This window comes from Litchfieldia alkalitelluris, assembly GCF_002019645.1.
Classification (GTDB): Bacteria; Bacillota; Bacilli; order Bacillales; family Bacillaceae_L; genus Litchfieldia; species Litchfieldia alkalitelluris.
Genome location: NZ_KV917374.1, coordinates 3340102 through 3351386, shown reverse-complemented (window position 1 = coordinate 3351386; position 11285 = coordinate 3340102). Strand labels below are relative to the sequence as shown.

General features: G+C 34.8%; 10 protein-coding genes. All 10 read left to right on the top strand.

Features of this window, described 5'->3' with window-relative positions; genetic code table 11:
• Window positions 1–357 precede the first annotated feature (357 nt).
• The 10 genes from BK579_RS15605 (at window position 358) to BK579_RS15560 (ending at window position 11267) form a co-directional block, all read left to right on the top strand.
• Entirely contained in the window at window positions 358–1083 is a 726-nt protein-coding gene (locus tag BK579_RS15605) for a GntR family transcriptional regulator (protein WP_078547016.1), read from the top strand.
• Between the two features lie 289 nt (window positions 1084–1372).
• Entirely contained in the window at window positions 1373–2473 is a 1101-nt protein-coding gene (locus tag BK579_RS15600; RefSeq protein ID WP_078547014.1) for a BMP family lipoprotein, read from the top strand.
• Window positions 2474–2791: 318 nt separating this feature from the next.
• Window positions 2792–4315 (top strand): ABC transporter ATP-binding protein, encoded by a 1524-nt coding sequence (locus tag BK579_RS15595; protein WP_078547012.1) that lies wholly within the window; start codon window positions 2792–2794, stop codon window positions 4313–4315.
• Window positions 4312–5388 carry an ABC transporter permease gene (locus BK579_RS15590; RefSeq protein WP_078547010.1) on the top strand — a complete coding sequence of 359 codons (1077 nt, stop codon included), beginning with the start codon at window positions 4312–4314 and terminating at the stop codon, window positions 5386–5388. Before BK579_RS15595 ends, BK579_RS15590 begins: the two co-directional genes overlap by 4 nt.
• 1 nt (window position 5389) lies before the next feature.
• Window positions 5390–6343 carry an ABC transporter permease gene (locus tag BK579_RS15585; RefSeq protein WP_078547008.1) on the top strand — a complete coding sequence of 318 codons (954 nt, stop codon included), beginning with the start codon at window positions 5390–5392 and terminating at the stop codon, window positions 6341–6343.
• 282 nt (window positions 6344–6625) lie between these two features.
• On the top strand, window positions 6626–7903 hold the full coding sequence (yfmF, locus tag BK579_RS15580) for an EF-P 5-aminopentanol modification-associated protein YfmF (RefSeq protein WP_078547006.1): 1278 nt from the start codon (window positions 6626–6628) through the stop codon (window positions 7901–7903).
• Window positions 7903–9189, top strand: a complete 1287-nt coding sequence (gene yfmH / locus BK579_RS15575; RefSeq protein ID WP_078547004.1) for an EF-P 5-aminopentanol modification-associated protein YfmH — start codon at window positions 7903–7905, stop codon at window positions 9187–9189. Before yfmF ends, yfmH begins: the two co-directional genes overlap by 1 nt.
• A gap of 67 nt (window positions 9190–9256) precedes the next feature.
• Complete coding sequence (gene ymfI / locus BK579_RS15570) at window positions 9257–9979, top strand: elongation factor P 5-aminopentanone reductase (protein ID WP_139365111.1); 723 nt, start codon at window positions 9257–9259, stop codon at window positions 9977–9979.
• Between the two features lie 89 nt (window positions 9980–10068).
• On the top strand, window positions 10069–10329 hold the full coding sequence (locus tag BK579_RS15565) for a DUF3243 domain-containing protein (protein ID WP_078547000.1): 261 nt from the start codon (window positions 10069–10071) through the stop codon (window positions 10327–10329).
• Between the two features lie 146 nt (window positions 10330–10475).
• The gene (locus tag BK579_RS15560; RefSeq protein WP_078546998.1) at window positions 10476–11267 is read left to right on the top strand and encodes a DUF3388 domain-containing protein; all 792 of its coding nucleotides are present in this window, start codon (window positions 10476–10478) and stop codon (window positions 11265–11267) included.
• The last annotated feature ends 18 nt before the right edge of the window (window positions 11268–11285 follow it).

The window sequence follows — 11285 nt, the reverse complement described above, 5'->3', positions numbered from 1 at the left end:
CTTATTAGTGCGGAATGTTCGGAGGCTCCCGGACCACTCCGCGGAAAGCAAGTGGATCGCAGCTCATGGAACTCCAATATATAGGTTTTTGGGAAGGCATCTATGCAATTTAATTATGGCACTATAAAGAAAGCTTCACAATACAAGTAAATGGCTAAAATAAGTTGAATAAACTAAGTGAGAATATCTTTTGTTAGATTATCTGACAGTTGATGATAAATAATTTATTTTTTTCGACACTTTTCTGATTTTCTTGTTTATTTATAATCAAAAAAGTGATATGCTAATTTTGATTAAGAATGATTTGTCTAACATCAGAGGTCTGATGTCTCACAAGAATACGGAGGAAATGAAGAAATGTCCATTAAGTTAGACAACAGACATTTGTACTTACAGGTGATTGATCGAATTAAAACAGACATTGAACATGGATTTTATAAGGAAAAGGAAAAACTTCCTTCAGAATTCGATCTTGCAAAAAGCCTAGGAGTAAGTCGTGCAACTTTAAGAGAAGCACTAAGAATCCTTGAAGAAGAAAATGTTGTAATTAGAAGACATGGTGTAGGAACTTTTGTCAATGCTAAACCTCTTTTCACTTCAGGAATAGAGCAATTAAATAGTGTAACGGATATGATTCTACAAGCTGGCATGACACCAGGTACAATATTTTTATCTTCTATTGTAGGACATGCATCTGATGAAGATATCAAAAGGTTTTCGTGTGAAAAACAGGACCAGGTTGTAATGATCGAAAGAGTTAGGACTGCTAATGGAGAACCTGTTATCTATTGTATTGATAAAATACCTCATGATATATTTTCTGATCATTTTTCACATCAGGAGGAATCTTTACTTGATTACATACATAAAAAAACGGGTAGAAAGATTACCTATGCAGTAACTCATATTGAACCATTAGGTTATCATGACAAGATTTCACCAATATTAAATTGCGAACCAGAAACCGCATTATTAGTATTAAAACAAATGCATTATGATGAAAATGACGAACCAGTTCTATATTCACTAAATTATTTCAAGTCTGATAAGTTTGATTTTCATGTAGTAAGGAAGAAAATATAATAATTTATGTACTTATTGTGCAATTTATTTAAGGAGGTGAAAATCTAGTCCTCGTTTTGTACCTTTCCTTTTAAGCTTTAAATAAACATCAGAGAACGTAAACTTAGGCTTCTTAAATCAAAAACTTACTTAGATTTAAAGTAGGGAATATGTAATAGGTCTTTTGTGGTTGTTTTCAGAAAAATACAAATTTCGCTATTGCAAAAATTTTTCTTTGTTATCTCGGTAAACGAGAGTATAATGATTTTTGTTATACTTAATTATTACATAAAAGGTGGAGGCGTTATTAATGAAAAAGAATTTTCTTGTATTATTTGTTTTTGCATTAATTACTGTTTTAGCGGCATGTGGAGGTAACGGCGAAGAAGGCGCTGCTCCTGATAACGGTGGAGATGCGGAAGATGCTCTTAAAGTAGGTATGGTTACTGATGCTGGTACAATCGATGACAAGTCATTTAACCAAGGTACATGGGAAGGTATTTTACAAGCTAGTGAAGAACTTAATGTAGATGAAAAGTACCTAAAGCCAGCTGGAACTACAGAAGCTGACTACCTAAAAGAAATTGGTAACTTATATGATGCTGGATACAAATTTATTGTAACTCCTGGTTTTAAATTTGAAACAGCAATTTTTCAGGCTCAAGATAAATATGAAGATGCTAAGTTTGTTATAATCGACGGTGCTCCACACGCTGGTGATTTCGCGCCAGTAGTAAAGGACAACACAGTTTCTGTTTTCTTTGCAGAGCATGAGTCAGGTTTCTTAGCTGGTGTTGCTACTGCTCTTGAATTAAAAGAGGGTGAAGCAGGATTTATCGGTGGTATGGAAATTCCAGCTGTTCAAAAGTTTAACTGGGGCTTCCAACAAGGTCTTAAGTATGCAAACGAAAACTTAGGTACAAACCTTAGCATTAAAGCTGAAAATGTTATTTACCAAGGTTCATTTGATAATGCTGCAGCTGGTGGACAAATCGCTGCTCAAATGTATGATCGTGGTGTAAATGTAATCTTCACTGCTGCTGGTGGTGTTGGTGTTGGAGCGATTAATGAAGCAAAAACTCGTGCTGAAGGCGGAGAAGAAGCTTGGATTGTTGGTGTTGACGTAGACCAATATGCAGATGGAATCTATGAAGGCGACAAATCAGTTATCTTAACTTCGGCAATGAAGAAATTAGATGCAGTTGCATTTGATATGATCAAACAAGAACTTGATGGAAACTTCCCTGGTGGTCAAACACTAACGTTCGATACTAAGAATGCTGGTGTAGGGATCCCTGCTGAAAATCCTAACTTAAGCGAAGATACTGTTTCTCAAGTTGCTGATATTAACGAAAAGATTAGTGCAGGAGAAATTACTATCTCTTCTGAACAAGGAGACTTATTTAAGTAAGTTCTTTAACATATAAGAGACGGCTTATTTATCCGTCTCTTATATGTGTGTAAAATCGAAAAATATTCAGGCTGATTGAAAACGCATTATCAGTCAAGAAGCTCATCATTTTTACAAAAATGTAAAAAACTAATGGTGAGTAACTATGGATACAAGCGTTTATCACATCCTGAAGAGACGGTTTCTTCCGTCTCTTTTGTATATTTAAGAGTGAGAAAATGCAAAAGAAGAATAACACTCTCTAACGGAAGGTCAATAGTTATACTAAATGGAGCTATTGATTAAAGTATTAGATTAAATAAAAAGGTGAGTGCTACTATGGATTATGTTGTTGAGATGCTAAATATTCGTAAAGAATTTCCGGGCATTGTAGCAAATGATAATATTTCCCTTTCGTTAAAGAAAGGTGAAATACATGCTTTATTAGGAGAAAATGGAGCGGGAAAATCAACATTAATGGGTGTTTTATTTGGAATGTACCAACCTGAACGAGGAGTAGTTAAAGTTAACGGAGAAGAAGTTCGTATTTCTAATCCCAATGTGGCAAATCGTCTTGGTATTGGAATGGTACATCAGCATTTTAAACTCGTAGATAATTTTACGGTTACTGAAAACATTATTTTAGGCAGTGAGCCTTTAAAGGGAATCGTACTTGATATAGATAAAGCGGCAAAAAGAATAGAGGAATTGTCCAAGCATTATGGGTTAAATGTTGATCCACATGCGAAAATTGAAGAGATTTCAGTAGGTATGCAACAAAGAGTAGAAATTATGAAGATGCTTTATCGTGAAGCTCAAGTGCTAATTCTTGATGAGCCTACAGCGGTTCTTACACCTAATGAAATTGAAGAATTAATGAAGATTATGCGTAATCTTATTAAAGAAGGAAAATCTATTATCATCATTACTCATAAACTAAAAGAAATTAAGGCAGTAGCTGATCGTTGTACAGTTATTCGTCGTGGGAAGTCGATTGGAACTGTTAGTGTCGCTGAGTCTAGTGAAGCAAGTTTGGCTGAAATGATGGTTGGTCGTCATGTTTCTTTTAAGGTTGAAAAAGAAGAAAGTAAACCAGGGAAAATTGTATTAGAAGTTGAGTCAATTTCTGTTAAAAATAATCGAAAAGTAATGGGATTAAAGGAATTTTCTCTTCAAGTGAAGGCTGGCGAGATTGTTGGTGTTGCCGGAGTTGAAGGTAATGGACAGACAGAGCTAGTGGAAGCGATTACAGGGCTTAGAAAGGCTGAGTCAGGTAGAATCTTATTGAATGGCGAAGAAGTAACTAATATTTCAATTCGTCAGAGGATTGAAAAGGGAATGGGACATATACCGGAAGATAGACATAAACGTGGATTAGTTTTGGATTATACATTACAAAATAATATGGTTTTAGAAATCTATAATAAGTCTCCTTTCTCGAAGTATGGTTTATTAAATCCAACTGCAATTCGTAACTATGCAAAAAAAATCCTAGAAAACTTTGATGTTAGATCTGGTGAGGGTGCTTCATCTATCGCTAGAACTTTATCAGGCGGAAATCAGCAGAAGGCAATTATTGGGAGGGAACTTGAACTTAATCCTGATTTGTTAATAGCTGTACAACCAACACGTGGATTGGATGTAGGCTCTATAGAATATATCCATAAGAGATTAATTGAACATAGAGATAATGGGAAAGCTGTACTTTTAGTTTCTCTTGAGTTAGATGAAGTACTCCAGCTTTCAGATAGAATAGCTATTGTTAATAATGGTGAACTTGTAGGAACTGTTATTGCTTCTGAAACAAATGAAAATGAAGTTGGATTGATGATGGCAGGGGTAAGTAAGGAGAGAAGTGTATGAGAACGACAATCGTATCATTGTTAGCCGTCCTCTTAGGGTTATTAGCTGGGGCATTATTAATGCTCTTCATAGGAAGTAACCCTATAGAAGGGTATTCTTATCTATTGCAGGGTGGCTTAAAAAATATTGAACGAATTGGTAATACATTGGCAACTGCTACTCCAATTATTTTTACAGGGTTATCGGTCGCATTTGCCTTCAGAACAGGACTTTTCAATATCGGTGCATCAGGTCAAATGCTTATTGGTGGTCTGGTTGCGACAGGAATTGGTTTAACTCTTGATCTTCCTAAGGGAATATTACTTTTAGTTATGGTTTTAGGTGGTCTTTTAGGTGGTGCTTTATGGGCGTTTATTCCTGGTCTATTAAAGGCTAGATTTAATGTTCATGAAGTAGTATCAACAATCATGATGAACTGGATTGCTTATTGGACTGTTTACTATGTTGTACCGGGTTATTTCAAAGGAGAATTTCTTGAAACTGAATCCCGAAAATTACCAGAATCAGCTTCATTGAAAGTTCCTTTTCTTTCCGAACTTTTTGCTGGTTCATATGTAAACTTAGGCTTATTTATTGCTGTAATAGCCGTTATTATTGTAGCTTTTATTATTAATAAGACAACATTGGGTTATGAATTAAAAGCCGTTGGCTTTAATCGATATGCAGCTGAGTATGCTGGAATGCAAGTTAATCGTAACATCATACTTTCGATGCTTATTTCTGGTGGACTAGCTGGTTTAGGTGGTGTCGCCCTATACACTGGTAACGCTAATACCATTCAAATTGGTATTTTACCAACTCAAGGTTTTGATGGAATTGCAGTTGCCTTACTTGGAGCAAATTCACCAATTGGTGTGTTCTTTGCTGCGGTATTCTTTGGATTACTTTATTCAGGTACAGGATTTATGAATGCAATGACTGAGATTCCACCTGAAATAGCAAATACAATTATTGCGATTATTATTTATTTCGCTGCAACAAGTGTGTTAATTGAGCGTTTAATAGCAAAAGGTAAGAAGAAACGATCTAAAGAAGACACTACTGGACCTGTTGTAAAGAAGGGAGAATTATAATATGTGGACAGTTATAGAGCAAATTTTTCCATATGCGATTATTTTTACAATTCCTCTTCTTATTACGGCATTAGGAGGTCTATTCAGTGAAAGAAGTGGTATTGTAAATATTGGGTTAGAAGGTTTAATGATTATTGGGGCCTTTTCTGGTGCACTTTCAATTTATTACCTTCAAGGTATAATGCCAAATAATCAATTAGCTCTTTGGATAGGCTTATTAGTAGCAGCTATTGCGGGTATCCTATTCTCTCTATTACATGCATTTGCTAGTATCAATTTAAGTGCAAACCAGATCATTAGTGGAACAGCCATTAACTTAATTGCAGCTGCATTAACAGTGTTCTTAGCAAGAAATATTACGGGTAGTGGGAATATTAGGATTCTAAGTGGGTTTAAACCAATCGACATCCCGATACTTTCCCAAATACCAGTTATTGGAGATTTGTTTTTTACTAAAACATATCCTACAACTTGGTTTATCCTTGCGGTACTTTTAATAAGTACATTTGCATTGTATAAGACTAAATTTGGACTGCGCTTAAGATCTTGTGGAGAATATCCACAGGCTGCTGAAGCTGCAGGAGTAAATGTTAGGAGAGTACGATACACTGGGGTAATTATATCCGGTGCCTTCTCAGGTTTGGGTGGAGCACTTATTATTGTAACGTATGCAGGGGAATTCACTGGTACTGTATCAGGGCTTGGGTTCTTAGCACTTGCATCATTGATTTTTGGTCAGTGGAAACCATTTGGTGTTCTAGGAGCCACATTCTTCTTTGGTTTTGCAAGTACAATTGCTAACGTTTCTCAAGTTATTCCTGAGTTATCAGCGTTTCCTCCGATTATTTTAAAGATTTTTCCTTATGTCGTGACGTTGATTGCCTTAGTTATTTTTTCTAAATCTTCACAAGCACCAAAAGCTGCTGGTGAAACATTTGATTCTGGAAAAAGATAAAATCGAAAAAAGAATCTTTCAACCATGGTCTTTTAGATCATGGTTTTTTTGTGCTGATCTGATAGTTTAACATAATAAAATGTTTATTCTTTCCTTGGCATGTTAATATTGGAAATTATAGGTGTGAGTGATGTAAGATTAATATAGGCTGATAAGATAACACTAATTGAAGTTAAGTAAAGTCGATTCTTTTTTTGTTATATGGATACAATAGTGTGTAAACTCACAACTTTTTTCTTTGATAAAGAATAGTGAAATGATAATGTTAAAGGAGGATGAATAATGAAGCTTATAACTGAGTCTGTTCAAAAGATTGATGGTATTTCTCTTCATACAATCGATACTGATAAATATAAAACAAATACAATTGTATTAAAGTTAAAGGCCCCACTGGATGAACAAACATTAACTGAACGTGCTTTATTGCCATATGTTTTACAAAGTGAGACAAAAAGTCACCCAACAACAACAGAGTTGCGAGGATATCTAGACGAGTTATATGGTGCGACATTGAATGTGGATTTAATGAAAAAAGGTGAATATCACGTCATTTCTATTCGGATGGAAATAGCAAACGAAAACTTTTTAAAAGATAAGACACCTTTGTTAACTAAAGCTCTTACACTCCTTTCGGAAATGGTTTTGAATCCTATTCTAGAAAATGGGTCTTTTAAAGAAACGACTATTGAAAATGAAAAGAGAAGTTTAAGGCAACGTATTCAAGCAGTGTATGATGATAAAATGAGATATTCAAATTTACGTCTTGTGCAGGAAATGTGTAAGAATGAACCGTACGCACTTCATGTAAATGGACGTGTTGAAGATTTAGAAAAAGTCACTTCTGCTTCTCTTTTTAACTATTATCAAAAAGTGATTGAGGAAGATCAAATTGATTTATACGTAATTGGAAAGTTTAATGAGAAAGAAGTAAAAGAGACTGTATCCAATCAGTTCAAGGTTAAAAACAGGGACCCTAAAATGGTCAAATTAAATCACCAGAATGTAAGTAAGGTTAATGAAGTGATAGAAGAGCAGGATGTTAAACAAGGAAAGCTAAATATGGGTTTTAGAACCAATATAACTTATACTGATTCTGACTATCACGCGTTGCAAGTTTTTAATGGAATTTACGGAGGATTTTCTCATTCAAAGTTATTTATAAATGTGCGTGAGAAAGAAAGTTTAGCATACTATGCGGCATCAAGGGTTGAAAGCCACAAAGGTTTATTAATGGTTATGTCAGGAATTGAATTTAATAATTACGAAAAAGCGGTATCGATTATTAAACAGCAAATGGAGGCAATGAAAAACGGAGATTTCTCTGACCAGGAAATGTCTCAAACAAAAGCAGTTATCAAAAATCAACTTCTTGAAACAATTGATACACCACAAGGTATAGTTGAAGTACTGTATCATAATGTCGTTGCTGACAAGAGCAGAGATTTATCTGAATGGTTACAAGGGATTGATGATGTGTCAAAAGAAGATGTGGTAAAAGCCGCAAATAAAATCGACCTTGATACCATCTATTTCTTAACAGGGATGGGGGTTAATAAGTAATGGAGAAAATTCAACTTGAACAGTTACAGGAAGAATTATTTCATGAAAAATTACCAAACGGACTTGAAGTTTATATTTTACCTAAATCCGGATTTAATAAGACATATGCCACCTTCACAACAAAATATGGATCTATTGACAATCAATTTATTCCTTTAGGTAAGAATGAACTCGTAACAGTCCCAGATGGAATTGCACATTTTCTCGAGCATAAATTATTTGAGAAAGAAGATAAAGATGTTTTTCAGGATTTTAGCAAACAAGGTGCTGCTGCCAATGCATTTACATCCTTTACAAGAACAGCATATTTATTTTCAAGCACATCAAACGTTCAAGAAAATTTAGAAACGTTGATTGATTTTGTTCAAAGTCCTTATTTTACAGAAAAGACTGTTGAAAAAGAAAAGGGTATCATCGGTCAGGAAATTAACATGTATGATGATAATCCAGATTGGCGCCTTTACTTTGGAGTCATTCAAAATATGTTCCATAATCATCCCGTAAAAATTGATATAGCAGGTACAGTAGAATCTATTTCAAAAATCACAAAAGATTTACTTTACGAAAGTTATGAAACCTTTTATCATCCAAGTAATATGCTTCTTTTTATTATTGGACCTGTTGATCCGGAGGGTATACTATACTTTATTCGCACTAATCAGGAAAAGAAAGAATTTAGTGAACAGTCTGAAATCCAAAGGGAATTTGATCCTGAACCAGAAGAAGTAGCAGAAAAGAAACAAGTACTTAAAATGAATGTCCAATCCTCCAAGTGTCTTGTTGGGGTTAAGGCAAAAAGCCCAAGCCGATCTGGTGAGGCGTTATTGAAACATGAGCTCTCTTTAAATTTGATACTGGATGTATTATTTGGGAAAAGTTCTAAGGTATATGAAGAACTTTATAACGATGGTTTAATTGATGAGACATTCTCTTATGACTATACTGAGGAATCTGGATTTGGTTTTGTTATTCTCGGAGGCGACACACCTAATCCAGATGAGCTTTCAGCAAGGATAAAAGAAACCTTGTTAAACGTCAATAATTCTCAAATAAATAATGAGCAGTTAGAGCGAGTAAAAAAGAAGAAAATAGGGGCGTTTCTACGTTCAATAAACTCACCTGAGTTTATTGCTAACCAATTTACTAGGTATGCTTTTAATGATATGAATCTTTTTGATGTTGTCCCTACACTTGAAAAATTAACATTAGAAGACATTCAAAATGTTGCCAATGAGTCTTTTGAAGAAAAATATATTACAGAATGCCATGTAGTTCCGAAAAAATAAATTACGGATAAAATTTGGCCTTCTCGATTGACTTCGAGGAGGTTATTTTGTGTAAAGGGTGAGGGTATTGGGGGAAAAATACGCACTATTAACCGGTGCAAGTGGTGGAATAGGGATAGAAATAGCCAAAACATTATACGAACATGGGTTTTCTTTATATCTGCATTACAATCGTAATAGAGAAAGCCTCGATGCTTTTATTGATGAGTATGGCAGTAGCAGGGTTCACCTTATTCAAGCTGATTTATCAATGTCAGATGGTGTTAATCAGCTTTTGGAACAGATTGACCACCCGATAGAATCCGTAATCTATAATGCCGGTAAGAGCTACTTTGGACTGGTTACAGATATGTCTGATGATGAAATTAAACAGATGATTACACTCCATACAACAAGTCCATTTTTATTAATAAAAAAGCTGTTACCTGACATGATCACTAAGAAAACGGGGAACATTATGATGATTTCTTCTATTTGGGGAATAACTGGGGCTTCTTGTGAGGTCCTCTATTCTATGGTAAAAGGAAGTCAAAATTCATATGTGAAAGCTTTAGCAAAAGAAGTTGCATTAAGTGGTATACGGGTGAATGCAATTGCACCCGGTGCAATCGAAACTGCAATGTTAAGTTCTTTTTCTGAAGATGATAAAACACTATTAAAGGAAGAAATACCGATGGGAAGGTTAGGTAATCCAACTGAGATTGCTGATGTAGTTAGCTTTTTAATTTCCGAGAAATCTTCCTATATAACAGGACAAGTATTATCTGTGAATGGTGGTTGGCATTGTTGATGTAACAAATCATTCACATTTTAGTTAAGTATAAATTCTAATCAGTTTGGCAGACTATATTATGTATTATCCTAAAAGGAGGGTCACTTATGTCTGTTTTAGATAACTTTGAACAATGGAAAGATTTTCTAGGTGATCGTTTGCACCAAGCTCAGCAAGAAGGTATGAATCAGCAAATTATTTCTGATTTAGCGTATCAACTAGGTGAATACTTATCTCAGCAAGTAGAGCCTAAAAATGCTCAGGAAAAAGTCCTTGCCGATCTTTGGCATGTTGCATCTGAACAAGAACAGCATGCAATTGCGAATATGATGGTAAAACTAGTTCAAAATGAAGGAACTGGTCAGTAAGAGAAGGAGAGGAATTTCCTCTCTTTTTTTATGAAATCATCTCACTTCACTTTCATTACATATAAAAATGATTTATTATAGAAATATGGTAAATTTATGATAGTTTTTGTCTATTTTAGTAGACTTGGTGAAGGATGGTGCATCATATGGAGAAGAAAGAATGGTATTTGGAATATGAAATACATAAAAACCGTCCAGGATTGCTTGGTGATATCTCTTCCTTACTGGGGATGTTGTCAATCAACATTGTCACGATAAATGGAGTCGATGACCGAAGACGGGGCTTGTTGCTTCTTTGTGATAATAATGAACAAATTGAAAGACTTGAATCAATTTTACATACAATGGATAACATAACTGTTACAAAGATTAGGGAGCCTAAAGTAAGAGATCGTCTCGCTGTTCGTCATGGTCGTTATATTCAAAGAGATGCGGATGATAAAAAGACATTTAGGTTTGTACGTGATGAATTGGGGCTATTAGTTGATTTTATGGCTGAAATTTACAAGCAAGAGGGTCATAAATTAATTGGTATTCGTGGAATGCCGAGGGTTGGGAAAACTGAGTCCGTTGTAGCTGCGAGTGTATGTGCTAATAAGCGATGGCTTTTTGTTTCTTCAACACTTTTAAAACAAACCATTCGAAGTCAATTAATTGAAGATGAGTATAATGAAAACAACTTGTTTATTATTGATGGTATTGTTTCCACAAAACGCGCTACAGAGAAGCACTGGCAACTTGTTAGGGAAATTATGAGGTTACCAGCTGTTAAAGTAGTTGAACATCCAGATATTTTTGTCAGGGATACAGAATACACCTTAGATGATTTTGATTATATTATCGAGTTAAGGAATTCCCCTGATGAAGAAATAACATATGAACTAGTTGATGAACAACAGCTTTTTTCAGGATCTGATTTTTCAGGATTTGATTTTTAATGCATTGGTAGGTGTTTT

Excerpts from the sequence above, each read along its gene's own strand:
- BK579_RS15560 (WP_078546998.1), top strand. The coding sequence starts at position 10,476 with ATGGAGAAGAAAGAATGGTATTTGGAATATGAAATACATAAAAACCGT.
- BK579_RS15595 (WP_078547012.1), top strand. The coding sequence starts at position 2,792 with ATGGATTATGTTGTTGAGATGCTAAATATTCGTAAAGAATTTCCGGGC.
- yfmH (WP_078547004.1), top strand. The coding sequence starts at position 7,903 with ATGGAGAAAATTCAACTTGAACAGTTACAGGAAGAATTATTTCATGAA.
- BK579_RS15565 (WP_078547000.1), top strand. The coding sequence starts at position 10,069 with ATGTCTGTTTTAGATAACTTTGAACAATGGAAAGATTTTCTAGGTGAT.
- yfmF (WP_078547006.1), top strand. The coding sequence starts at position 6,626 with ATGAAGCTTATAACTGAGTCTGTTCAAAAGATTGATGGTATTTCTCTT.
- BK579_RS15585 (WP_078547008.1), top strand. The coding sequence starts at position 5,390 with ATGTGGACAGTTATAGAGCAAATTTTTCCATATGCGATTATTTTTACA.
- BK579_RS15600 (WP_078547014.1), top strand. The coding sequence starts at position 1,373 with ATGAAAAAGAATTTTCTTGTATTATTTGTTTTTGCATTAATTACTGTT.
- BK579_RS15590 (WP_078547010.1), top strand. The coding sequence starts at position 4,312 with ATGAGAACGACAATCGTATCATTGTTAGCCGTCCTCTTAGGGTTATTA.
- BK579_RS15605 (WP_078547016.1), top strand. The coding sequence starts at position 358 with ATGTCCATTAAGTTAGACAACAGACATTTGTACTTACAGGTGATTGAT.